20 protein-coding genes are annotated in these 23,342 nt (G+C 64.9%); 11 read left to right on the top strand and 9 right to left on the bottom strand.

Annotated elements, in window-relative coordinates; genetic code table 11:
• Positions 1 to 80: 80 nt before the first annotated feature.
• The 3 genes from O0882_RS26995 to O0882_RS26985 are packed head-to-tail and all read right to left on the bottom strand — an operon-like array spanning position 81 to position 3,408.
• The gene (locus tag O0882_RS26995; RefSeq protein ID WP_289953008.1) at positions 81 to 1,460 is read right to left on the bottom strand and encodes a sigma 54-interacting transcriptional regulator; all 1,380 of its coding nucleotides are present in this window, start codon (positions 1,458 to 1,460) and stop codon (positions 81 to 83) included.
• Complete coding sequence (locus O0882_RS26990) at positions 1,457 to 1,999, bottom strand: hypothetical protein (RefSeq protein ID WP_289953007.1); 543 nt, start codon at positions 1,997 to 1,999, stop codon at positions 1,457 to 1,459. Before O0882_RS26990 ends, O0882_RS26995 begins: the two co-directional genes overlap by 4 nt.
• On the bottom strand, positions 1,996 to 3,408 hold the full coding sequence (locus O0882_RS26985) for an ATP-binding protein (protein ID WP_289953006.1): 1,413 nt from the start codon (positions 3,406 to 3,408) through the stop codon (positions 1,996 to 1,998). The genes O0882_RS26990 and O0882_RS26985 overlap by 4 nt, the downstream gene beginning before the upstream one ends.
• Positions 3,409 to 3,706: 298 nt before the next feature.
• Between O0882_RS26985 and O0882_RS26980 the strand changes: the two genes are divergently transcribed.
• Complete coding sequence (locus O0882_RS26980; RefSeq protein WP_289953005.1) at positions 3,707 to 6,577, top strand: insulinase family protein; 2,871 nt, start codon at positions 3,707 to 3,709, stop codon at positions 6,575 to 6,577.
• 148 nt (positions 6,578 to 6,725) lie between these two features.
• Here the strand turns inward: O0882_RS26980 and O0882_RS26975 are convergent, their stop codons facing one another.
• Together O0882_RS26975 and O0882_RS26970 are read right to left on the bottom strand one after the other, a co-directional pair.
• Positions 6,726 to 7,136: a VOC family protein gene (locus O0882_RS26975; protein WP_289953108.1), complete on the bottom strand. Its 411-nt coding sequence runs from the start codon at positions 7,134 to 7,136 to the stop codon at positions 6,726 to 6,728.
• Between the two features lie 57 nt (positions 7,137 to 7,193).
• Entirely contained in the window at positions 7,194 to 8,084 is an 891-nt protein-coding gene (locus tag O0882_RS26970; RefSeq protein ID WP_289953004.1) for an AraC family transcriptional regulator, read from the bottom strand.
• Positions 8,085 to 8,212: 128 nt separating this feature from the next.
• Here O0882_RS26970 and O0882_RS26965 point away from each other — a divergent pair, with 128 nt between their 5' ends.
• Entirely contained in the window at positions 8,213 to 9,271 is a 1,059-nt protein-coding gene (locus O0882_RS26965; protein WP_289953002.1) for a class I SAM-dependent methyltransferase, read from the top strand.
• Between the two features lie 116 nt (positions 9,272 to 9,387).
• Positions 9,388 to 9,633 (top strand): hypothetical protein, encoded by a 246-nt coding sequence (locus O0882_RS26960; RefSeq protein WP_289953001.1) that lies wholly within the window; start codon positions 9,388 to 9,390, stop codon positions 9,631 to 9,633.
• A gap of 134 nt (positions 9,634 to 9,767) precedes the next feature.
• Here the strand turns inward: O0882_RS26960 and O0882_RS26955 are convergent, their stop codons facing one another.
• A complete protein-coding gene (locus tag O0882_RS26955) occupies positions 9,768 to 10,667 on the bottom strand; it encodes a LysR substrate-binding domain-containing protein (protein WP_289952999.1) in 900 nt (299 codons plus the stop codon).
• Between the two features lie 112 nt (positions 10,668 to 10,779).
• Between O0882_RS26955 and O0882_RS26950 the strand changes: the two genes are divergently transcribed.
• Positions 10,780 to 12,039, top strand: coding sequence for an MFS transporter (locus O0882_RS26950; protein WP_289952998.1), 1,260 nt, complete (start codon positions 10,780 to 10,782; stop codon positions 12,037 to 12,039).
• On the opposite strand, the gene O0882_RS26945 is transcribed toward O0882_RS26950, so the two are convergent.
• Positions 12,036 to 12,695, bottom strand: a complete 660-nt coding sequence (locus tag O0882_RS26945; protein ID WP_289952997.1) for a MarR family transcriptional regulator — start codon at positions 12,693 to 12,695, stop codon at positions 12,036 to 12,038. The genes O0882_RS26950 and O0882_RS26945 overlap by 4 nt on opposite strands.
• A 124-nt stretch (positions 12,696 to 12,819) precedes the next feature.
• Between O0882_RS26945 and O0882_RS26940 the strand changes: the two genes are divergently transcribed.
• From O0882_RS26940 to O0882_RS26920, 5 genes are read left to right on the top strand one after another with little or no spacing between them, the layout of a single operon-like run.
• Positions 12,820 to 13,302, top strand: coding sequence for a DUF2165 family protein (locus tag O0882_RS26940; protein WP_289952995.1), 483 nt, complete (start codon positions 12,820 to 12,822; stop codon positions 13,300 to 13,302).
• 48 nt (positions 13,303 to 13,350) lie between these two features.
• Positions 13,351 to 14,451: an efflux RND transporter periplasmic adaptor subunit gene (locus O0882_RS26935; RefSeq protein WP_289952994.1), complete on the top strand. Its 1,101-nt coding sequence runs from the start codon at positions 13,351 to 13,353 to the stop codon at positions 14,449 to 14,451.
• 15 nt (positions 14,452 to 14,466) lie between these two features.
• A complete protein-coding gene (locus O0882_RS26930) occupies positions 14,467 to 17,565 on the top strand; it encodes a MexW/MexI family multidrug efflux RND transporter permease subunit (RefSeq protein WP_289952992.1) in 3,099 nt (1,032 codons plus the stop codon).
• Complete coding sequence (locus tag O0882_RS26925) at positions 17,562 to 18,944, top strand: TolC family protein (RefSeq protein WP_289952991.1); 1,383 nt, start codon at positions 17,562 to 17,564, stop codon at positions 18,942 to 18,944. Before O0882_RS26930 ends, O0882_RS26925 begins: the two co-directional genes overlap by 4 nt.
• A 25-nt stretch (positions 18,945 to 18,969) precedes the next feature.
• Positions 18,970 to 19,545, top strand: a complete 576-nt coding sequence (locus O0882_RS26920) for a DUF1349 domain-containing protein (RefSeq protein ID WP_289952989.1) — start codon at positions 18,970 to 18,972, stop codon at positions 19,543 to 19,545.
• 1 nt (position 19,546) lies between these two features.
• Here O0882_RS26920 and O0882_RS26915 read toward each other — a convergent pair whose 3' ends face one another.
• Positions 19,547 to 19,945, bottom strand: coding sequence for a DUF4440 domain-containing protein (locus tag O0882_RS26915; protein WP_289952988.1), 399 nt, complete (start codon positions 19,943 to 19,945; stop codon positions 19,547 to 19,549).
• Entirely contained in the window at positions 19,942 to 21,363 is a 1,422-nt protein-coding gene (locus tag O0882_RS26910) for an MFS transporter (RefSeq protein WP_289952986.1), read from the bottom strand. The genes O0882_RS26915 and O0882_RS26910 overlap by 4 nt, the downstream gene beginning before the upstream one ends.
• 127 nt (positions 21,364 to 21,490) lie before the next feature.
• Here O0882_RS26910 and O0882_RS26905 point away from each other — a divergent pair, with 127 nt between their 5' ends.
• Both O0882_RS26905 and O0882_RS26900 read left to right on the top strand, forming a co-directional pair.
• Entirely contained in the window at positions 21,491 to 22,393 is a 903-nt protein-coding gene (locus O0882_RS26905; protein WP_289952984.1) for a LysR family transcriptional regulator, read from the top strand.
• 115 nt (positions 22,394 to 22,508) lie between these two features.
• Positions 22,509 to 23,339 (top strand): hypothetical protein, encoded by an 831-nt coding sequence (locus O0882_RS26900; protein ID WP_289952983.1) that lies wholly within the window; start codon positions 22,509 to 22,511, stop codon positions 23,337 to 23,339.
• Positions 23,340 to 23,342: the final 3 nt, after the last annotated feature.

Raw genomic sequence — 23,342 nt, 5'->3', positions numbered from 1 at the left:
CGGGGCTTTTTGTCGCCTGACGACGACAGCTTGTGGCAAGACAATCAATATTTAACAGTAAGCCATTGATTATTCACGCTTTATTTTTGTCGCTCATCAGCGACAGGGTCGCCGTCAAGCCGGAACAGGGCCGGCGTCAGCTCATATTTCTGCAGTAAACGGTAGAACTCCGTGCGGTTGCGGTCGGCCAGGCGGGCCGCGTCGGCCACGTTGCCGTCCGTCAGGCGCAGCAGCTGAATCAGGTAGTCGCGCTCGAAGCGCTGCTTGGCTTCGTTATAGCTGAGCGCTTCCAGCGATGGCACGCGCAGCGCGCGTTGCACCAGGGACAAGGGCACCAGCGGCGCCGTGGCCAGCGCGCACACTTGCTCGACCACATTGACCAGCTGGCGCACGTTGCCGGGCCATGGCGCCGCCACCAAGGCCGTGAGGGCGTCGGGCGCGAAGCCGTTCAGCGGTTTCTGGTACTTGGCCGCCAGTTTCTGCAGGAAATGGTTCGCCAGCAGGGAAATGTCTTCGCGGCGCTCGGCCAGCGGCGGCAGGGTCAGGGTCACCACGTTCAGACGGTAATACAGGTCTTCGCGAAATTGCCCTTCCGCCATGGCCACGTCCAGGTCGCGGTGCGTGGCGGACAAGAGCCGCACATCGACCGGCCGCGTCTGGTCGGCCCCCACAGGGCGCACGGCCCGCTCCTGCAGCACGCGCAGCAATTTCACCTGCAGCGGCAACGGCATGTCGCCGATCTCGTCGAGAAACAGGGTGCCGCCATCGGCCGCCTGAAATAAACCTTCGCGGTTGCCGACGGCGCCCGTAAACGAGCCTTTGACGTGACCGAACAGTTCCGATTCCAGCAACTGCTCGGGGATGGCGCCGCAGTTGACGGCGATGAACGGCGCCTTGGCGCGGCGGCTGGCGTTGTGCAGCGCGCGCGCCAGCAACTCCTTGCCCGTGCCGCTGGGGCCACGGATCAAAATACTGGCGTCGGAACCGGCCACCAGCTTGGCTTCGGCCAGCAACTCGGCCATCTGCGCGCTGCGGCTGATCAGCTCGGCACGCCAGCTCTCGTCACCGGACGCGGGCGCCGGCATGACAGTGGACAAGTTGATGGCATATGCCACTTTTTCCATGAGCAGCTTGCCGTCGAACGGTTTCGTCAGATACGCAAACGCGCCGCGCGCCGTGGCATCGACGGCGTCGGGAATGGTGCCGTGGGCTGTGAGCAAAATGACGGGCAGGGCCGCGTGCTGGCGGCGGATTTCATCGAACAGGGCCAGGCCGTCGCGGCCCGGTAATTGCACGTCGGTAATGACCAGGGCCGGCAATTCCACGGCCAGGCGCGCCAGCGCCGCTTCCGCGCTGCCCACGGCCGTGACCCGATAATTGCCCGCCTTCAAGCGGATGGTCAGCAGGCGCAGCAGGTCGGGATCGTCGTCGACCAATAAGATGTGGGCCTGCTCGCTCATTTCGGCGCTCCCGCGGCAGGGCGCACGGACAAGCTGCGCTCGATGTTTTTCAGCGCCTCGAGTTTTTCATTGAGCAAGTCGTTGCGGCGCTGGGCGTCGCGCAGCTGCGCATTGAGCTTGTCGATACTCTCTTCCTGGCGGCGCAGTTCCGCATACTGGCTGCTGAGCAATTGCACCAGCGGCGCCAGCAGTTGCGCGTCCTTGCCCGTGGCTGTGGCCAGCGGTTCCAGCAAGGCTTGCGCGCGGGCCAGGTCGCCGGGGCCGCGCACGGTCGCTTGCAGCATGGCGCGGCGGATGGTGTTGGACGGCGCGTGATCGGCCTTCGCCAGGTCCAGCTGCGCTTTCACCAGTTCCGACGGCGTCATCAGGCGCAAGGCGCCTTGATACGCCAGCAGTTCGGTCAGCTGGGGGTCCATCACCATCACCACGCGCGGCGGCGTTTGCACCAGCACGGGCGTCTGGATAGGAGGCTTGGCGGCGCAAGCGCCCAATAGCAGCGCGCAGGCGGCCATGCCGGCCAGAGAAGTTCTCGTCATCATAAGGGCAGTTCTATCCGAAAATGCGCGCCAGCCTGGCGCGGTAAAAGAGTGACGCTGCCATCGTGGGCGGCGATATATTCGCGCACGATGGACAGGCCGATACCATTGCCGTTGCGCGCGCCGGCCGCTTGGCGCACTCCCTGGTAAAACGGTTCAAAAATGCGCGCGGCATCCTCGGGCGCCACGCCGGCACCCTCGTCGATGCAGTCGATGCACACGCGGTGGCCTTCGCTGGACAAGCTGAAGCGCACGGTGCCGCCTTCCGGACTGAAGCGCACGGCATTCGACAGCAGATTCGCCAGCACCGTCGCCAGCTTGTCGCGGTCGGCCTGCACGATCAAGGATTCGCCCCGCACTTCGACCGTCAAACGGCGCGCCAGCCATTGCAGGCGCTGCCCGGCCACCACATCTTGCAGCAAGACCAGCAAGTCGACCTTGCTGTGCGCCAGATGCTGGGCGTCAAAGGCGGCAGTATTGTAGCGCAGCAAGTCTTCGATCTGGTTTTGCAGCGAGGCCGTGTTTTGCTGCAGGATGCCGGCGATTTCGCGCTGGCCATCGCTGAGTTTGCCGGCCACCTCGTCTTCCAGCAAGGCCACGCCTTCGCGCAGGGCCGCCAGCGGCGTCTTCAGTTCATGCGAGATATGGCGCAGGAAGCGCTCCTTGTCGGCATCGAGGTCCGCCAGGCGCTGGCGCAGCCAGTCCAGCTGCTGGCCCAGGCGACGCGTATCGGCCGGGCCACCGACGACGATGCGCTGGTCATAGCGCTTTTCGCCCAGGCGCTCGATAGCCGACTCGATGCGGCGCAGCGGGCGCGACAGCAAGAAGCCGAAGCAGGTGGCCAGCACGGCCGCCAGCAGCACGGCGCCGCCCACCAGCACGCCGAGCACGCGGCGCTGGCGTTCCAGCTCGGCCAGCAGGGCGTCGTTGCGGCTGCCGATTTCCGTCTTGCTTTCGCGCGCCAGGCTGTCATTGATCTGCGTCATGCGGGCAAACGCGCGGTACACAACGGCGTGGCCATCGCGCTTGCGGCGCTTACCCGCTTGCAAGACTTCCCACGCCGCTTGCGCCTGCGCCGTCCACTCGTCGGCCAACTGCGAGGCAAACTCGGGCGTGGCCCGGTTCAGCACTTGCAGCGCCGCCGTCGCTTCGTCGCGGGCCGCCGCATAACGCTCGCGGAACACGGGATCATCGAGCACGAGGAACTGGCGCGCGCTGCGCTCCATGGCCAGGGTGCGCTCGGACAGGCGCTGCGACTGTTCCGTCAGGGCAATCGCCTGCGCCGCCGTCTCGCGCCCCAGCCGCGCCAGGTGTTCCAGGGTCAGCAGGGCTTGCACGGAGGTGGCCGTCAAGATGCCCGTCGTCAAAATGAAGGCGGCAAATAACAGTTGGCGAAAGGACAGTCTGGACAAGGTAAGCGCCTTCGGTTCAGTCAGCAAGGGGGAAAAGGCGCATGGTACGCTAAGCTTTCATTCGCAGACGCCACCCACCCGGAAATGATCAATTTTGCAACAATGTCGCTTTTCCGGCCGCCAGCAAGGCCTTGGCGGCGGCGCACGAATACTCCTAGTACAATAGGGAAAACTTCACGCAGGCATCAAAGTGACACCCCGCCCTGGCGGCCAGCCCTGGCATTACGCCACTTTGCCCCCACCTGTGATGCAGCCCCACCGACTATCCGTTTCACCTACTGAAGAGATCCCATACCGCATGAGCACATTTGAAAAAGTCAGCAGCAACTTCATTCCAGTCTTGCAGGCAACCATCGAGCAATATGTCGAGCCGGCAACGGGCATGCGCCATATCCACATGCATACCGAGCAGGCTGAGATGGTGTTCCTGGTGGCCTTTCCCACTGTGCCGGAAGTAAGCGACGGCCGCGCCCACATCCTCGAACACCTGGCGCTGTGCGGCTCGTCGCGCTACCCGGTGCGCGACCCCTTCTTCTCGATGCTGCGCCGCTCGACGGCCACCTTCATGAATGCGATGACCTATCCGGACCGCACCGTGTACCCGTTCGCCAGCACCGACCGCAAGGATTTCTTCAACCTGCTCGACGTCTACCTGGACGCGGCCTTCTTTCCGAACCTCGATTACCTGAATTTCCGCCAGGAAGGCTGGCGCCACGCGTTCGAAGGCGAGAAACTCGTGTACCAGGGCATCGTCTTCAATGAAATGAAGGGCGCTTTCAACAGCCCCATGCGCGCGCTCGACAGCGGCATCGCCAGCGCCTTGCTCAAGGGCACAACGTATGAAGTGGAATCGGGCGGCGATCCGCTCAATATCCCCGAGCTGACGCATGACATGCTGAAAGAATTCCACGCCAGCCACTACCATCCGTCGCAAGCCGTGATCATGACTGCCGGCAATATCGAAGCGTCGGCCGTGCAGGAACAAGTGGCCGAACGCGTACTGTCAAAACTCAGCGGTTTCTCCGAACGCCGCTTGCCGCAGCTGGCACCCGCGTGGACCGCGCCGCAGGAAAATATCGTCAAAATTCCGTCGCAGGAAGCGCGCGACGATGAATTCGGCCTGCAATTCGCCTGGCTGATGGGTGAGTCGAGCGACCCTATCGCCTACTACCACGCGCATCTGCTGTCGCACGGCTTGCTGGGTGAATCGTCGGCGCCCGTCATGCGCGCCATGGAATCGGCCGGCTATGGCCGCCCATCAGATATGAATGGCCGCGACGCGGGCATCCGCCAGATGGTGTTCCATATCGGCATGGAAGGTTTGACGCAGGAACAGATCGCCGACGCGCACCAGCGCATCTGGACCGCGCTGGAAGAGACGGCGGAAGAGGGCATTCCCGCCGCCGTGCTGCACGCCGCCTTGCGCGATATCAAATACAGCCAGCGTGAAATCAGCAGCGGCCGCATGCCGTATGGCCTGGGCCGCTTGCTGCACGCCTTGCCGCTGGCCATGTATGGCGGCGACGTCATGGACGCCTTCGACAATGCGGCGATCCTGGAAACGCTGGAGCAGCAGATCGAAGATCCGGAATTCTTCAAGCAACTGGTGCGCGAGCTGATCGCCAACCCGACCCGTCTGACGACGCACGTGGTGCCCGACAGCGCCTACTTCACGGACCGCGCCGCCCAGGAAGACGCCAAGCTGGCGGCCCTGCAAGCGCAGCTGACGGATGCCGAGCGCGAGCACATCGTGGCCGAGTCCGCCGCGCTGGAAGCGCATCAGCAACTGCCATCGAATTCGGAAGTGCTGCCGCGCATCCGCCCCGGCGACGTCAGCGCCGCGCCGCGCCCGGCCTTGCCGATTCCCCCGGCGATCGATGGCGCCGTAGCGTTCAGTATCGCCTCGAACGGCATCAGCTATGCCAACGTGCTGTACGACGTGTCGAGCCTGCCGGAAGCGTCATGGCCATGGCTGCGCCTGTACACGGACCTGGCGCCGGAACTGGGCGTGGGCGACATGTCGTTCGACGACGCCAGCGCCTGGCGCCAGAGCATGGTGCCGTCGTTCCACATCGGCCTGGAAGCCATTCCCCGCCCGCAGCAAGCCATGCGCGTGGAACTCTCGTTCTCGGCCAGCGGCTTGCGCGAAGAACACGCGGCGATCGCCGCCGTGCTGTCGGCGTGGATCGCCAAGCCCCGCTTCGATGAAGAAGAGCGCCTTGCCTTCCTGATCGAAAGCCTGGTGCAAGACAAATTGAGCAGCCTGGCCGAATCGGGCAACCGCTACGCCATGCTCGCCTCGGCAGCGCCCCTGTCGCCCACGCGCCGCTTCGACGACATCGTCGGCGGCCCGGCCGCACTGCCGTTCTACCGCCGTTTGCAACAGCTGAGCAAAACCTCGGCAGGCTTGCAGGAAATCGCCCGCGAACTCGACACCCTGCACGCGCACATCATCGCCCAGTCACCAACCGTGCTGTGCGCCGGCCTGGAGCACGACGGCATCGCCCTGGCCCGTTTGCTGGAATTGCCGGCGGCCAGCACGCAGGCGGCAGCACCAGCCATTGACGTCGCACCTGTCGCATTGCCGCTGGCCAACACGGCCCTGCATGCGACGAGCCAGATCAACCATTGCTTCGTTTCCTGGGCCGTGCCGGGCGTGCACAATCCGGACGCTGCCGCCCTGGCCGTGGCCGCCGAACTGATGACGAATCAGGTGCTGCATACGGCCCTGCGCGAAAAAGGCGGCGCGTATGGCGGCAGCGCCAGCTATGCAGCCGGCGCCGGCACGTTCACCCTGAGTTCCTACCGCGATCCACGCCTGGCCGGCACGTACGCCGACTTCGGCACGACGCTCGATCAAATCCTCGACGGCGACTTCTCGCAAGAGCAGGTGGAAGAAGCCATCATCTGCGTCATCAAGGGCCTCGACAAGCCGCACTCGCCGTACGCGGAAGCGCTGACGGCGTGGAACATGCAGCAGCGCGGTACGACGGAAGCCGTACGCCAGCAGTTCCGCACCGGCGTGCTGACTTGCACCCTGGCGCAGATCAAGGACGTCACGCGCACCTGGCTGAAAAACGGCCAACCGAGCCGCGCCGCGTTTGCGGGCAACACGACGCAAGACCTGGCGGGCCTGGAAGTGGTCGATTTATTGGCGCTGGCCAGCTAAGATGTGGATTTAAAGGGTGTCGTGACTTGCCTGTTGCGACGCCTGACAAAACCGTAGCGAGCGGCAGTGATTTGTGGCCGAGAAGCGCAACCGTACTCTAGTACGGTGAGCATCGCCGGCCGCAAAGCGCGACGCGCAGTAGGTTTGGTCAGGCGTTTCCAGGTACGGCGCCTGGCTCCATGTACATCAACTCCCACTGATGTCCATCGGGATCCTGGAAACTGTGGCCATACATGAAGCCGTAATCGATCGGCTCCTTGTAAATGCTGCCGCCCGCCTGGACGGCTTTTGCCACCAGGTCATCGACTTCGCCGCGGCTCTCGGCCGACAAACACACCAGCACTTCCGTCGCCACCGTGGTGTCGCACAGCTGCTTGGGCGTAAATTGCTTGAATTTATCGTGCGTCAACAGCATCACGAAGATGTCGTCGGCAACGATCATGCACGTCGCCGTTTCATCCGTGAAATGGGCATTAAAGCTGAAGCCCAGGGCCGTGAAAAAAGCCACGGAGCGTTCCAGCGACTGGACGGGCAGATTGACAAAAATTTTGCGGGCCATCATGTCTCCTTGTAGGTCGAATGAGTACAGCGTGCCCGCCGATTCTACACCGGCTTTTTACCCGCCCGCGCGTCCCACGGTCTTCGGCGCGTAGCCGAAATAGCGGCTGAACGCGGCGCTGAAATTGGCCGGGTGGCGATAGCCCGTTTGCCAGCCCGCCTGCGCCACCTGACAACCATTTTCCAGCAGTAACTTTGCCCGCTGCATGCGCAGCGCCAGCAGGGTGCGCTGCGGGCTGTCGCCGTAGCGGTAGCGCCACCCCTGCTTGAGTTTGAACAGGCTCAGGCCCGCTTGCGCGCACAGGTAGTCGAGCGTGAGTTCCTGCGCCATCTGTTCCTGCATCAGCGCGTGGACACGTTCCAGTCTGGCGATATCCGCGTCGGACCAGCGCGGCACGGGCGCGGATGCGGGCCGCAGCCCCCGCAGCTGTTCCGCCAGCAGGCTGAGCACGCCGATATGCACGGCCAGCGGGTCCGTCGCGCGCAGCAGCGAGCGCGCGTGCAGGGTGGCAGTTGGTGTGGTGGCGGCATGCGCCAGCTGGTGCGCGCCATCGTTGGGCAGCAAGGACGTCAAGCCTTCCGGCCAGTAGCGCGCCAGCGCGTCTTCGTCGACCAGCACGCGCAATTGCGCCGCCCGCTGGCCAGCCTCGAAACGGCGCTCGCCGCTGGTGTGGCGAAACACCGTCATGGTCGTATGGCCCCCCCGGAAACGCAATTGCCCGCCATCGCGCGTGGTGTAAGCGGACGCGCCTTCCAGGCCGATGGTAATGACCAGGCCGCCCGCACCGTCATGCTGCGATTGCTCGACGAGCGCAAGGCGCGGGCGGTAATCGGAATGCACGAGCAGCAAGCCCTGGTCGACCTGGCGCTGGTCGGCGCGGCACTCTTTCAACCCCGGGTCCAGCTGGCGCCGCGTCCAGCCTGCCGCTTCCCTGTCATGTCCTGCCATCACTCCTCCGGTCCCTGCGCACCGTTGCGCATACGAAATGCGCCGTGTCGCATACAAATGCAAATGATAATTATTCTCATTGTTGCATAAAATATGCACTCATGCCTACCTCGCCGAAAGGAAATACCATGTCGTTTACCACGCAACACGCCTTGCAACCGTATTGGGACCTGGCCGTCGCGCCCGTGCAGGCGGACGGGTTGGCCGCCGCCCTGGAACTGGGCATTTTCGAGGTGCTGTCCACGCCGCACACGCCGGCGCAGCTGGCCGAAGCCCTGTCGCTGCACGCACCGCACACGGCACTGCTGCTGGAACTGCTCTGGAGCATGCAGGTGCTGGAACGCGACGGGGCCGCTGCAGATGCAGATGCAAGCGCTCAGCGCTACCGCTGCACGGCCGCCACCTTGCAGTATTTTTGCCGCAACTCCGTGGCTTTTTGCGGCGACGCCTGGCTGTACCGGCTGCATGCGCTGCGCCACTTCGCCACACAGCTCAGTACGCTGGTGCGCGAGGGCGGCAAGGCCGCACCGTACAGCACGGCAAATGGAGTCAACTGGGCCGTTGCCGCGCAGCAGCAGATCGGCCAGGAACAACGCGCCGTCACCATGCGCGCAGCCCTGTCCGTGATGCAACGGATCGCCCCGTTTGCAGACGGCAACACACCGCTGCGCCTGCTCGATGTGGGTGGCGGACCGGGCTGGGTTGCCATTGCGCTGGCGCAAGCCCATGCGGGCTTGCACGGCTGCGTTTTCGACTGGCCGGAAACGGTGGCCGTGGCGGCCGCCAACATCGTCCATGCGCAACTCGCTGACCGCCTGGAGACGGTGGGCGGCGACCTGGACAGCGACGACATCGGCAACGGTTACGACCTCATCTGGTGTTCGTCCGTGCTGCACTTCGTGCCCGACATGGCGGCGGCCTTGCGCAAGATCCATGCGGCCTTGAAACCCGGTGGCGTCTTCGTCTGCGTGCAGGCGGAAATCGCCCCGGCGCCCGTTGACGCGGCGCGCGTGCTGCCGTATTACTTGCCGATGCGCATGCTGGGTCGTACGGTAACGCGCCAGGGGGAATTGGCACAATTGCTGCGCGACATGGGCTGGCGGCAAGTGGAGCAGTACGGCGCCAGCGATTTCCCCATGGCGCCCGTGCAAGTGCTGATTGCGCGCAACGATGGCGCCGTACAATGACCAACCCCGCATCGCGCGCATGACGGGACCACCTGAGATAACTAGAAAATGTCCATCACCCTATGAGCCTGAGACTATTGGATCGTTCTGGAACGATCATTGGAGAAATATGCATCTTGTCCGAGAAGGAGCTTGTTCTCGGAGACTTTCTTCCCGTGGCGGCATTTTCCGCCTACGCGACCTTGTTCAAGAATTTGGAACAAGCCGCCAACGATCAACTTTTCGTCGAGGTAGATCGCTTGGAACAGGAAATTCAGGCATGCGATTTTTGCGTACTCGACACGAACAATGGCATGAAGCGGAAAGTGGCTGATTTGCAGATAATGCAAGATGGAATCTGTTTCCATTGGCAAACAACCTGAGAACTGCCCATGTCAAGCAGCGCCAGCAGCCCGCTCCGTGGGCAATCAATGTAGAGGTCCCATGGCGGGAAGGCCTGGCATCGGGTCAAACGCCAGTCCAGTCAGTTGCGTACCTGCGCCGACCCGCGCGAGTATCAGGCGGGACTGTCCCGCAGCGCGGCGATGATCAAATCAGCCAGCCGCTCAACGGGCGGCCTGGACACGCTGGAGGCGCGCAGCAATTCCAGCGACAGCGCGGGCAGGGCGGGCAGGCCTGCGTCCACATGATCGAGTGCGCGCACGGACGAGGGCAGGCCGTACGCCGTGCGCACCGTCACGCCCAGCCCGGCGGCCGCCGCCGCCCAAAGTCCCGCCAGGCTGGGGCTGGTAAACGCCGTGCGCCAGGCGATGCCGGCCCCATCGAGCGCCTGCGTGGCGCAGCGCTGGAACAGGCAGTCGCGGTCAAACGTAATCAAGGGCAAAGGCTCGCCCGATTCGGGACGCCAGGCCAGGCTGGACGAGGCGATCCAGCGCATGGCCGGTTCGGCAATCTGCTGGCGCTGCGGCAGCGGGTACTGCGCCACATCGGCGATGCAGGCGCCGCCCCACAGCAGGGCCAGGTCCAGCTGGCCCATGGCCAGACCTTGCATCAAGGCCGTGTTGCGCGCCACGTGCGCCTCGATGCGTACTTTCGGATGCGCACGGGCAAAACGCCCCAGCACATCGGGCAGCAAGGCTTCGCCAAAATCCTCCTGCAAACCCAGCCTGATCCAGCCTTCCAGTTCCGCGCCGCGCAGGGCGACGGCCGCCTCGTCGTTCAGTTCCAGCAGCCGGCGCGCATAGCCGAGCAGGACTTCGCCGGACGGCGTCAGCGCCAGCCCCCGGCCATCCTTGCGGAACAGGGGCATGCCCGCCTGCTCCTCGAGTTTTTTCAGCTGCGCGCTGACGGCCGAGGTGGAACGGCCCACCTTGTCGGCCGCGCGGGCAAAGCTGCCCAGCTCGATGCCAGCCACATAGCTGCGCAGGAAGGCGATGTCGAAATTCAGCAGGCTCATGGGGCAAATGCAATCGTCCTGTTTTATGGGATGGTGTGGCGTAAATTATCTGATATTCAGAACGATCGTACTGCGCAACACTGTCAGGGTCAACCACTTTTCCCTCCCTGCCATGAGCACCAGCTGCCAAGCCATTCCTGTTCCCGTCACCGCGCCAGCGCTGGGCGATGCCCACCGCTGGAAAGTACTGGCCGTCGGCGTGGCGGCCAATGCCAGCTTTTCCGCCGCCGCCAACGGCATGCCCACCACGGCCATCTGGCTGCGCAGCGGCTATCACCTGAGCAATACGCAACTGGGGGTGGCGCTGGGCGCCATGGGCCTGGGCGTGGCCCTGACCGAATTGCCATGGGGTATGGCCACCGACCGCTGGGGCGACCGCCCCGTGCTGCTGACGGGCTTGCTGGGCACCATGCTGGCGCTGTTGACCTTGCTGCTGTGGATCACGCCCGCTGACGGCACGGTGCCGCCGTTATGGGCGCTGGCGGCCGGGCTGGCGCTGGTGGGCGTGCTGGGCGGCAGCGTGAATGGCGCCAGCGGCCGCGCCGTGATGCGCTGGTTCGGCGCCGGCGAACGGGGTTTCGCCATGAGCATCCGCCAGACAGCCGTGCCGCTCGGCGGCGGCCTTGGCGCCCTCGTCCTGCCCAGCCTGGCATCGTCCTATGGCTTCATGCCCGTGTTTGGCGCCCTGGCCCTCGTATGCGGCCTGTCGGCGTTTTTTACGTGGCGCTGGATGCATGAACCCGATTTCACTGCAGAGGCCGCCAAGGGGCCGCAAAACACGCCCATGGGCGTGTCTGAGGTGATGCCACCGCAACCTCTACGCAATCGTAAAGTCTGGCGCATGGTGGCGGCCATCGGCTTGCTGTGCGTGCCGCAGTTTGCCGTGCTCAGTTACGCCACCGTGTTCCTGCACGACCATGGCCACCTGGGCCTGGCGGCCATCACGGCCGTGATGGTGGCCCTGCAGGCAGGCGCCATGGTGATGCGCATCTGGAGCGGGCGCCACACGGACCACCACGCGAACCGACCGGCCTACTTGCGCGGCTCGGCCCTGGTGGCACTGGCCTCGTTCATTTTGCTCGGATGCATCGCCTGGACGCATGCGCCGGGCTGGCTGCAGATGGCCGCCGTGGTGGCTGCCGGCATCGCCGTATCCGCCTGGCATGGCGTGGCCTACACGGAGCTGGCGACGGAAGCGGGCGGCGCCAATGCGGGCACGGCCCTGGGCATGGCGAATACGGCCGTCTACGTGGGACTGTTCCTCACGCCGATGGCCATCCCGCACCTGCTGGCGGCCAGCAGCTGGCCCGTCGTCTGGTGGCTGGCGGGACTGGTGGCGCTGCTGACCTGGCCGCTGTTTCCGAAAGACTAGGGCAGCGCCCTGATCCGATACACGCAGCGCATGGCGTTCGCCAGCACATGCTGCTCGCGCACGATGCTGGCGTTCGGTCCCACCACTTCCCGGAACAGCTGCAGTTCGGAGCGGCAAAACCCCTGGCAAGTGCGCGCGGCGGCGCAGATGGGGCAGTGGTCTTCGATCAGCAGCCAGTCGTCGCCATCCGCTTCCACACGGGCCATATAGCCCTCTTCATCGCGCACGGCGGCCAGCTGCTGCAAGCGCGTGGGCAAGTCCGGCGCCGAGCACGCCAGCGCGTACGCGCCGCGGCTTTCCTCTTCGCGCTGCGTGATGAGTTTATCCAAGCCCGCTTCGCCGAACAGCTGGCGCACCGAGCCGATCAGCTTGATCGTCAGCTGCGCATGCGTGTCGGGAAAACGCGCATTGCCCGCTTCCGTCAAGACCCAGTTCTGGCGCGGCCGCCCGGCCCCCGCCTGCGCTTCCTGGCGCCCCTCGATCAGACCCGCCGCCACCAGCTTTTGCACTTGCTGGCGCGCCGCCTCGCCCGTCATGTCCAGGGTCTTGGCCAGGGTCGCCGTGGAGACAGGTCCCTTGGTCTTGATGAAATACAGGATGCGCTCCGTGGTTTGCGGCGCTTCGCTATTATCCAAACGTTTACTTGTGTAATTCATTTCGCTCAACTATCATGGGGCCAGTTAACCAACTAATCGCTTGCATAATAGGCCGGTAGCTCTCCGCTGTCGAGGAGTTTCCACGTCCACGTGCCGGCAAGACACTCTTTGGACTGGATTTCTTATGCAGCTGCAGCACTCGATCTGGCTGTTTCACGCCATTCTCGCTACCGGCCTGGCCATCTGGCTCACCCTGGCCGCCATCAACAACCTGCACGCCTTCCACGGCTCCGTCTGGGCCATCGGCAACACCATGCGCATGGATCCGCTGCGCCAGGACCCGACCATCCAGACGCCGCTGCTGCGCCGCGCGCTCACCTCATTGACCTTGCACCGGCTGTCGCTGGGTGTGGTGCTGGCCTTGCAGCTTGCCGCCGCCAGCGCCGCCTGGACGGGCGTGGCGCTGTTTCTCGGCGGCGGCCTGGCCGCCGGCTTGCCCTGGCTGAACCTGGCCCTGTGCGCCATGGCCGCCTTTTTGCTGCTGATGCACCTGGGCGGCCTGTGGTTCGGCTACTGGATCGCGCAGGAAGGCTTGCAGACGACGCATTTGGTGCTGCTGCTGTGGACCCTGGGTTTGTTCTTCCTCTTCAACGCGCAGCGGACCTGATCAGCCTCCGCTGCGCCTCTTCTTCCCCGCTGTAAAAAGGACTGCATCATGAATACGAAACTCGTTGGCGCTTCCGCGCTGGCCATCACCCTGGCCGTCGCGGGCGCCGCGCTGTACCCCCGTGCCGACTCCCATGCGGCCGATGCCGCCGCCACTCCGGCCACCAAGGTGGCGCTGGTGCCCGTCGTGCTGGGCACACAGGAACGCTACTTCGCCGGCGTGGGCGAGCTGGAAGCGGCGCGCCAGGTGCAGGTGGCCGCCGAAACGGGCGGACGCGTGACGCACATCCGCTTCGAATCGGGGCAGCAGGTGGCAGCTGGCGCCGTGCTGGTACAGCTGAATGACGCCCAAGAACAGGCAATGCTGCTGCGCCAGCGCGCACAGTTGAAAAACGCGGAAAACAGCCATGCGCGCACGGCGCAGATGGTCAAGGAAAAGGCGGCCACGCAGGAGCAATTGGATAGCGCCCTGGCCGCGCGCGACGCGGCCATGGGTGACGTGCGCCAGACGGAAGCGCTGATCGCGCAAAAGACCATCCGCGCGCCGTTCGCGGGGCAGCTGGGCATCCGCAAGGTGCACGCGGGCCAGTATCTGAACACGGCCGATACGGTAGCCAGCCTGATCGATACGAAGTCGCTGCTGGTGAACTTCGCCCTCGATGAACAGAGCAGCGCGAAACTGGCGCCGGGCCAGGCCGTGCAAGTGCTGGTGGATGCCTATCCCGGCGACGTTTTTACAGCGAAGATCAACGCCATCGACCCGCTGATCGCCCGCTCGCGCATGGTGCAGGTGCAGGCGACGCTCGCCAATCCCCGCAGCGCCCTGAAAGCAGGCATGTACGCGAATGTGCGCGTGGCGCGAGCGGCGGGCCAGCAGCTGACGGTGCCGGAAACGGCGGTGACCTACAGCGCCTATGGCGACACGGTCTTCGTCGCGCAGCAGGAAGGCAAACAGCCGCTCACCGTCAAGCGCGTGGGCGTGAAACTGGGTGAGCGGGCAGGGGGCCGCGTAGCCATCATCGACGGCTTGCGCGAAGGGCAGCGCGTGGTCGCTTCGGGCCAGCTGAAACTGGCCGACGGCATGGCCGTGCAAGCGGTGGCCAACACCCTGGACGAGGCCAAACGCGCCGCGCCCAAGGCCGGCTCGTAAGAGGAGCGCGCCACCATGAAATTTACCGATCTGTTCGTACGCCGCCCCGTGCTGGCGCTGGTGATCAGCACCTTGATACTGATGCTGGGCGTGATCGCCCTCCTGCAGCTACCGATACGCCAATACCCGATGCTCGAATCGTCCACCATCACCGTCACCACCAACTATCCGGGCGCCTCGGCGGAACTGATGCAGGGTTTTGTCACGCAGCCGATTGCGCAAGCCGTGTCGTCGGTGGAAGGCATCGATTACCTGACGTCGTCCTCGGTGCAGGGCAGCAGCACGGTCACCGTGCGCATGGAGCTGAACCGCGATTCCACGCAGGCGCTGACGGAAGTCATGGCCAAGGTGAACCAGGTGCGCTACAAGCTGCCCGAAGGCGCTTTTGACCCCGTCATCGAGCGCGCGGCCGGCGACTCCTCGGCCGTCGCCTATGTGGGCTTTGCCAGCGAGAGCGTCTCGGCGCCCGCGCTGACCGATTATCTGGCGCGCGTGGTGCAGCCGATGTTCGCCACCATCGACGGCGTGGCGAAAGTCGACGTGTATGGCGGCCAGCAGCTGGCCATGCGTTTGTGGATCGACCCGGCAAAATTAGCGGCGCGCGGCTTGACGGCGGCCGACGTGGCCGACGCCGTGCGGCGCAATAACTACCAGGCGGCGCCCGGCAAAGTGAAAGGACAATTCGTCGTCTCGAACATCAGCGTCAACACGGATCTGACCAGCGTGGCGGAGTTCCGCGACATGGTCATCACCAAGGGCGGCGATGCCAAAGACAGCGCATCGCTCGTGCGTTTGAAGGACGTGGGCACGGTGGAACTGGGCGCGGCCGCCACGGAGACGAGCGGCATCATGGACGGCGTGCCGGCCGTGTATCTCGGCCTGTCGCCCACGCCCGGCGGCAACCCGCTGGTGATCGTCGACGGCATCAAGAAACTGCTGCCAGAAATCCAGAAAACCCTGCCGCCGGGCGTGAAAGTCGAGCTGGCGTTCGAGACGGCGCGCTTCATCCAGTCGTCCATCGACGAGGTGGCGCACACGCTGCTCGAAGCGCTTCTCATTGTCGTCATCGTCATCTATTTGTGCATGGGTTCCTTGCGCTCCGTGCTGATTCCCGTCGTGACGATTCCGCTGTCGATGCTGGGCGCGGCGGCGCTGATGCTGGCTTTCGGCTTCAGCATCAATCTACTGACCTTGCTGGCGATGGTGCTGGCCGTGGGCCTGGTGGTCGACGACGCCATCGTCGTGGTGGAAAACGTGCACCGGCATATCGAGGAAGGCAAGACGCCCGTGGCGGCCGCGCTGGTCGGCGCGCGCGAAGTGGCCGGTCCCGTCATCGCCATGACCATCACACTGGCGGCCGTGTATGCGCCGATCGGCATGATGGGGGGACTCACGGGCGCGCTGTTCAAGGAATTCGCGCTGACCCTGGCCGGCGCCGTGGTGGTGTCTGGCGTGGTGGCGCTGACCTTGTCTCCCGTGATGAGCTCCTTGCTGCTGCAGCCGAAGCAATCGGAAGGGCGCATGGCACGCGCCGCCGAGCATTTCTTCGAAGGCTTGACCACGCGCTATGCGCGCCTGTTGGACCGCTCGCTGCACCACCGCTGGCTGAGCGCCGGTTTCGCCGCGCTGGTGATGGTGAGTTTGCCGTTTTTGTACCTGATGCCGCAGCGCGAACTGGCACCGGCGGAAGACCAGGCCAGCGTGCTGACAGCGATCAAGGCGCCGCAGCACGCCAACCTCGATTACGTCGAACGCTTCTCGTACAAGCTCGATACCATCTACAAAAATATCCCCGAAACGCACTCGCGCTGGATCATCAACGGCGGCGAAGTCCCGGCATCGAGCATCGGCGGCATCAACCTGACGCCGTGGGCCGAACGCTCGCGCAACGCGGCCGTCATCCAGGCCGAACTACAGCATGCCGTGGGCGACGTGGAAGGCACCAGCATCTTCGCCTTCCAGCTGGCACCCTTGCCCGGATCGAGCGGCGGCTTGCCCGTGCAGATGGTGCTGCGCAGCGCGCAGGATTACGCCACCCTGTTCCGCACCATGGAAGACGTCAAGCAGCGCGCGCGCGCAAGCGGCCTGTTCGCCGTCGTCGACAGCGACCTCGATTACAACAACCCGGTGGTCAAAGTGCGCGTGGACCGCTCCAAGGCGAACAGCCTGGGCATCCGCATGCAGGACATCGGCGAATCGCTGGCCGTGCTGGTGGGCGAAAATTATCTGAACCGCTTCGGCATGGATGGCCGCGCGTATGACGTCATCGCGCAAAGCCCGCGCGAGCAGCGGCTCACGGCGCAAGCCCTGACGCAGCAGTACGTGCGCGCCGACGATGGCAGCCTGCTGCCCCTGTCCGCCGTGGTCTCGGTAACGGAGCAAATCGAGCCGAACATGCTGACGCAATTCAACCAGCAAAACGCGGCCACCTTCCAGGGCGTGCCCGCACCAGGCGTGACCCTGGGCGACGCCGTGACCTTCCTCGATGGCGTGGCCAAAACGCTGCCACCGGGCTTCAGCTACGACTGGCAATCGGACGCGCGCCAGTTCGCCACGGAAGGCAATGCGCTGCTGCTGGCCTTTTTGGCGGCCGTCGTCGTGATTTACCTGGTGCTGGCGGCCCAGTATGAAAGCCTGACGGACCCGCTGATCATCCTGATCACGGTGCCGCTGTCGATCTGCGGCGCGCTGATCCCGCTGGCGCTGGGCTACGCCACCGTCAACATCTACACGCAGATCGGCCTGGTGACCCTGATTGGCTTGATCAGCAAGCACGGCATCTTGATGGTGGAATTTGCCAATGAATTGCAGGTGCATGAACAGCTGGGCCGCCTCAGCGCCATCCGCAAGGCGGCGCAGATCCGCTTGCGCCCGATTTTGATGACGACGGCCGCCATGGTGGTGGGCCTGGTGCCGCTGCTGTTCGCTTCCGGCGCGGGCGCCAACAGCCGCTTCGGCCTGGGCGTGGTGATCGTCTCGGGCATGTTGATCGGCACCTTCTTCACCCTGTTCGTGCTGCCCACCGTGTACACCTTTTTGGCCCGCCGCCACACGGCCGACCATGCCACGCCGCGCGCCCGCGATTTGTCGCAGGCGCTGAAGGAATCCCCATGAAAAATTACCGCTATTTCGTCTGCCTTTTCCCTATTCTGGCCGGCTGCGCCATCAGCCCCGCCTACGTCACGCCGGGCACGCCCGCCATCACCCTGGCCAGCCCGCAGCAAGCGCAGTTTGCGCCAGGTCAAACGGCAACGGCCGCCTGGTGGACGTTTTTCGACGATGCACGGCTGTCGCAGCTGATCGCCAGCGCGCTCGAACACAACCTCGATATCGCACAGGCGCAGGCCAACCTGCTGGCCGCGCGCGCCATCTTCGACGAGCGCCGCCTCGATGAACTGCCTGCCGTCACCAGCCAGGCGGGATGGCAGCGCCAGGTGCGGCAAAACACGCCGGACAGCCGCGCCGCCAATGCGAGTACGCGCGTGGGTTTCGACGCGCAATGGGAGATCGACCTGTTCGGCCGCCTCGCGCATATCACCCGCTCGGCACAGGCGCGCGCCGACGCGGCGCAGGCGGACTTGCGGCAAGTACAGCTGACGATCGCCGCCGAGGTGGCGCGCAATTACTACGAGGCGCTGGGCTACCAGCAAAACCTGGCGCTGACGCAGGCGCAGGTGCACAGCTGGCGCGATACGGTGGCATTGACCGACGCGCGCATCCGCGCCGGCGGCGGCTTGCCGGAAGAGCGCCACAACGCGCTGGCCAACCTGGCGCGCAGCGAGGCAATGCTGCCGCCGTTGCAGGCGGGTTTACTCCAGGCGCAATACCGGCTCGATGTGCTGAGCGGACAAGCGCCCGGCGCCATCGCCCTGGCCACGACGCCGCGGCAACAGGCGCCGCTGGCGGGCCAGCTGCCGCTGGGCGACGTCAACCAGCTGATCAAGCGCCGTCCCGACGTGGTGCGCGCCGAGCGCCTGCTTGCCGCCTCCAGCGAAGACGTCGGCGCCGCCACGGCGGACCTGTATCCGCGCCTGAGTCTCGGCGGCTTCCTCGGCTTCTTCGCGCTGCGCGGCAGCGGCGTGTTCGACGGCGGTGCGCGCGCCTTCGAGGTGGCACCTTCCGTCAGCTATCCGGCCTTCCGGCTGGGAAGCGTGCGGGCACGTTTGCGCGGTACACAGGCCGAGGCGCAGGGCGCGCTGGCGCGCTATGAACAAACGATACTGATGGCGCAGGAAGACGTGGAAAACGCCGTCACGCAGCTGGCGGAAAACCAGACGCGGTTGGCGTCATTGCTGCAGTCGGCGCGCCACGGCAATGCGGCGCTCGGCATTGCCAGCACGCGCTATCAGGGTGGTGCCGGCAGCTACCAGGCGGTGCTGGAAAATCAGCGCGCCTTGTTCGATATCCGGCGCGAAGCGCTGCTGGCGGAAACGGCGTCCTACATCGATGCGATTGCCCTGTACAAGGCGCTGGGATGGGGGCAAACTATGTGATCTTTTTAACTCGGAAAGGCACGCGATGTTCACGCAAGGCAGTTGGCTCAATCCACCGGAAAACTGGTCCGCCGACGGCGCGCAATTGCGCGTGACGACGGATGAAAAAACCGACTTCTGGCGCAAGACTTCGTATGGTTTTATACGCGACAGCGGCCACTTTTTCGGCACGCAAATCGACGGTGATTTTACGGCGCAGCTGCACGTGGCGGCGCAGTACGCATCGCTGTACGACCAGGCCGGCATGATGGTGCGCATTGATGCGGACAACTGGATCAAGTGCGGCGTCGAATTTTCCGACGGCCAGCTCTTGTTGAGCAGCGTGCTGACGGTGGATAAATCGGACTGGGCCGTCAGCTTGGCGCCCGCCATGCCGGACGGCCTCTGGCTGCGCGTGACGGTGGAAAAGGGCGTGATCCGGGTGCAGTATTCCACCGATGGCCAGCGCTGGCCGCTGCTGCGCCTGGCGCCGTTTCCCGTGGCCGCGCGCTATCTGGTGGGGCCCATGTGCTGCACGCCGGAACGTGGTGGCCTGGAAGTGGTTTTTTCGCAGTTTTCCATCGCTCCGGCGCAGCAAAAAGACTTGCATGATTTGAGTTAAATTAAGCTACCCACGTTTCGTGCAGATGGCGCCACAGCAGGGCGCCAGTGGGTGTTTTGTCATACACGACGGTCGACAGGCGCTCGGTGTTTTCTCCACCCGGCAGCGACTGGCATTCGCGGTAGGACACGGTGGCGCCGGCCGCGCTGTCCTGGATTAAAACGAGGTCGGAAAGGCGCATCTGCAAACCCGGACGGCTACCGCCGGCAGCACGGAAAAATGCCGTCAAGCCGGCGTGATCGAGCTGCTTGCCTCCGGGCGCCACCATCGTGAAAGCGGGTGCAAAACGCACCAGCAATTGGGCGCAATATTCTGGTGCCGCCGCCTCGCCGGAAAGCCAGTCGCGGATCAGCGCGTGCGTGGATAAAACGTCGTCAAAACAGGGGTTCGTTGCGTTCATTTTTTCGCTACTCCATGGTGATGTAAAAGGTCGAGAACGGCGCGGTTATCGATGCGCGCGCACAGCGCCAGCGGCAGCACGCACGAGGCGGCGGCGAGGGCAAAACACCAGTGAAAAACCTGCACCGCGCGCGCGTGCTGGGCGGGGTCGTCGAGCGATGCAATGCCCTGCGCCGCCAGCAAGCCATTGAGCAGTACGCTGAGCAGCGCCACGCCCAGGCAAAATCCCAGCTGGCGGTTGATATTCCACACGGCGCTGGCCTGGCTCAATTGCCCGTCCGGCGTGCGCAAAAACGCCGTGCTTTGCGCCGTGCTGCTGCACAAGCCACCGCCAAAACCCATCACGGCATACGCGCCAGCCAGCCAGAACAACTGGCCCGCGGAGTCCACCCGCAGCAGCATCAGCATGCCCGCCGCCTGCAGCAGGGCGCCCGCGATAAACAGCGGTTGCGGACCCACGCGGCGATAGCTTTTGCCGGTCAGTGAAATGGCCGCAAACGAGGCCACCGCCCACGGCAGCATCAGCGCACCCGCCGTGGATGCCGACATGCCCAGCACGCCCTGCAGGTACAGCATGGCCAGCAGGCTCACGCCCATGAAGACGCCCGGCACCAGCAGATACATCAGCATGGAGACGCGCAGCAGCGGTTCGGTGGCCAGGCGCAGGTTCAGCAGCGGTGTGGATTTGCGCAGCGCGCCGCGCACGTAGCCCCTGGCGCAGGCGGCGCCCAGCGCCAGCACGCCGGCGCCAGCCAGGCCATCGCCGGGCGTGCCCAGCATCGTCAAGCCCAGCAACAGCAAAAGGATGGCCGTGCTACCCGCCAGCAAGCCACCCGTGTCGAGCCGGGGCACTTGCGCGCGCGGTGGGTCGGGACGCAGCCAGCAGGCGGCCAGCAGCAGCGCCAGCGCGGCGAATGGCACGTTCAGGTAGAAAATCCAGCGCCAGGAAAGACTATCGACGATGACGCCACCCAGCGCGGGCGACAGCGCGGGCGCCAGCAAGCCCACCAGCATGATGACGGAGGACAGGCCAGGGCGCTCGGCAGGTTTGTATAACTGGTAGGTCATGCTTTGGCCCAGCGGAATGAGCAAGCCGCCACCGAGGCCCTGCACGCAGCGCCAGGCAATCAGCGCCTCGATCGAGGGCGCCAGGCCGGCGCCGATGCTGGCGCATAAAAAAGTTAGCAACGATGCCATAAACACGGTTTTGCTGCCATAATAGGCAGCCAGCCAGGCGCTGGCGGGGATGACGATGGTCAAGCCGAGAATGTAGCCGGTGCTGATCCAGGCCAGCTGCGCCACCGAAGCGTGCAGGGCATGGCCGATGTCGGGGTAGGCGACGCTGGTGATGAACATGTTGATCAGGTCAACGAAAAACCCCAGCAGATAGATGGCCGCGACTTTTTTGCGATAGTCCATGGTGCTCCGAATGGCAAACGGCCAGCTTAAGCGCCCATCGTCATTTGCGTAATGGGCCAGCCCCGATTACACTGTCAAAGAAATTTTGACAAACCTCTACAACCCGCATGCCTCCTCATTCTTATTTATGATCAGTCTTGACCGCTTGGGTATTTTCATCGCCATCGTCGACGCCGGTTCGCTGACGGCGGCCGCCGCCGTGCTGGGCCAGAGCAAGGCCGTCGTCAGTTTCAACTTGAAACAGCTGGAGGCGGAGCTGGGCGTGTCGCTGCTCACGCGCAGCACGCGCAGCCTGGCGCTGACCGACGTGGGGCGGCGTTTTTACGAAGATTGCCAGCGCGTGCTGAGCGAAGCGCACGGCGCCATCGAAACGGCGCGCCAGGGCCAGCAGGGCTTGCGCGGCACCTTGCGCCTGACCACCACCGTCGAGTACGGCAGCCGTACGGTGATCCCCGCGCTGATCGCCTTTGCCGCCGCCCATCCGCAGCTGCAGATCCAGCATTCCTCGTCGTCCTCGCATGAAGACCTGATCTCGGGCCGCTACGACCTGGCCATCCGCATGGGTTCACTCAACGATTCGAGCTACCGCGCCGCGCTGATCGAGCCTTACGCGATCTGGCCCGTCGCCTCGCCCGCCTACCTGGCCAGCCTGCCCGCCAGGGACATCGCCAGCTTGCCCGACTTGCAACGCGCGCGCTGGCTGGCACACAGCCGCCTGGCCTCGCCGCTGCGCTGGGAGGTGCAGACGCCGGACGGCGCCGCCGCCTTCGCCGCGCAGGACGACGCCGCCATCCATTCCGACTCCGCCTCGGCCCTGCTGGGCTTTGCCCTGGGCGGCTGCGGCGTGGCCCTGCTGCCGCAGTGGCTGGTGGAAGCGGAAGTGCGCGCGGGACGTTTGCGCCGCCTGCTGCCCGACGTCGTGTTCCCGCAGCAGGGCGTGTATGCCGTGTATCCGAACACCCAGCATATTGCGGAAAAGGTGCGCGCCTTTATCGATTTTTTGCGCGCGTTCGTCGGTACGCCGGACTGAGATTTCACGTCGTCAATATTTGCTGAACACAACGATTTCCAAGCGGCAAACGAGCGCCCCTTTCGCTTGACACGGCCTACACTGGAAGGACGTTGTTCACCGATTGGAGACCATCATGGCACATACATTGGCAGCAGTTTTCGCCCTGCGCGACATGGCCGAGCGCGCCCGGCACGACCTGATCACGGCTGGCTTCCCCGGCGCCAGCATCCGCCTGCACGATGCGGGTAGTGAAGATATGTCCGCCACGGAAAACATCCGCCGCGACGACAGCGACAGCCTGCTCGACAGCGTCAAGCATTTCTTTACGGACCTGTTCGGCAGCCACGCCGACCGCCACATCTATGCGGAAGCCGTGCGGCGCGGGCATGTCGTGCTGACACTGGAAGGGGCGAGCGACGCCGATATCCAGCGCGCCACCGACCTCGTCGAGCGCTACGCGCCGCTCGACATCGATGCGCACGCCGACAACTGGCGCGCCGGCGGCTGGCAAGGCGCGCCGCACAACGACAGCGCGACACGCCAGGGCGCCAGCATGCAGTCCAGCGCGCCATCGCAGCAAGGCACGTCCGCCGGCAACCTGAACGAGACGGCGAGGTCGCAGCAATTTGCGGGCGGCATGGCATCGCCGCCCCCTTCCGACGCGGGCGCCAACGTACGCCGCTACCCCGGCGCCGACAACCTGCCCGGCACCAGCGACGACGACGAGCAGTACTACCGCAGCCACTGGAGCGCCACCTATGTCGCCACCGGCGCGCGCTTCGAGGACTACGATCCCGCCTACCGCTATGGCCACTCCATGGCCAACAGCGACAGCTACCGGGGCCGCCCATGGGACGAGGTGGAAGCGGACCTGCGTTCCACGTGGGAGCACACGTATCCCCAGTCCGCGTGGGACAACTTCAAGGCGGCCGTCAAACATGGCTGGGAGCGCATGACGTCCTGAGCG

The sequence above is a fragment of the Janthinobacterium sp. SUN073 genome (assembly GCF_030397665.1).
Classification (GTDB): Bacteria; Pseudomonadota; Gammaproteobacteria; order Burkholderiales; family Burkholderiaceae_D; genus Janthinobacterium.
Note: the sequence above shows the minus strand (reverse complement) of the source record. Positions and strands in the feature narration are given on the sequence as shown.

Coding starts and splice junctions, on each gene's coding strand:
- O0882_RS26995 (WP_289953008.1), bottom strand. CDS start 1,460: ATGAGCGAGCAGGCCCACATCTTATTGGTCGACGACGATCCCGACCTG.
- O0882_RS26990 (WP_289953007.1), bottom strand. CDS start 1,999: ATGATGACGAGAACTTCTCTGGCCGGCATGGCCGCCTGCGCGCTGCTA.
- O0882_RS26980 (WP_289953005.1), top strand. CDS start 3,707: ATGAGCACATTTGAAAAAGTCAGCAGCAACTTCATTCCAGTCTTGCAG.
- O0882_RS26975 (WP_289953108.1), bottom strand. CDS start 7,136: ATGGCCCGCAAAATTTTTGTCAATCTGCCCGTCCAGTCGCTGGAACGC.
- O0882_RS26970 (WP_289953004.1), bottom strand. CDS start 8,084: ATGGCAGGACATGACAGGGAAGCGGCAGGCTGGACGCGGCGCCAGCTG.
- O0882_RS26965 (WP_289953002.1), top strand. CDS start 8,213: ATGTCGTTTACCACGCAACACGCCTTGCAACCGTATTGGGACCTGGCC.
- O0882_RS26955 (WP_289952999.1), bottom strand. CDS start 10,667: ATGAGCCTGCTGAATTTCGACATCGCCTTCCTGCGCAGCTATGTGGCT.
- O0882_RS26950 (WP_289952998.1), top strand. CDS start 10,780: ATGAGCACCAGCTGCCAAGCCATTCCTGTTCCCGTCACCGCGCCAGCG.
- O0882_RS26945 (WP_289952997.1), bottom strand. CDS start 12,695: ATGAATTACACAAGTAAACGTTTGGATAATAGCGAAGCGCCGCAAACC.
- O0882_RS26940 (WP_289952995.1), top strand. CDS start 12,820: ATGCAGCTGCAGCACTCGATCTGGCTGTTTCACGCCATTCTCGCTACC.
- O0882_RS26935 (WP_289952994.1), top strand. CDS start 13,351: ATGAATACGAAACTCGTTGGCGCTTCCGCGCTGGCCATCACCCTGGCC.
- O0882_RS26930 (WP_289952992.1), top strand. CDS start 14,467: ATGAAATTTACCGATCTGTTCGTACGCCGCCCCGTGCTGGCGCTGGTG.
- O0882_RS26925 (WP_289952991.1), top strand. CDS start 17,562: ATGAAAAATTACCGCTATTTCGTCTGCCTTTTCCCTATTCTGGCCGGC.
- O0882_RS26920 (WP_289952989.1), top strand. CDS start 18,970: ATGTTCACGCAAGGCAGTTGGCTCAATCCACCGGAAAACTGGTCCGCC.
- O0882_RS26915 (WP_289952988.1), bottom strand. CDS start 19,945: ATGAACGCAACGAACCCCTGTTTTGACGACGTTTTATCCACGCACGCG.
- O0882_RS26910 (WP_289952986.1), bottom strand. CDS start 21,363: ATGGACTATCGCAAAAAAGTCGCGGCCATCTATCTGCTGGGGTTTTTC.
- O0882_RS26905 (WP_289952984.1), top strand. CDS start 21,491: ATGATCAGTCTTGACCGCTTGGGTATTTTCATCGCCATCGTCGACGCC.
- O0882_RS26900 (WP_289952983.1), top strand. CDS start 22,509: ATGGCACATACATTGGCAGCAGTTTTCGCCCTGCGCGACATGGCCGAG.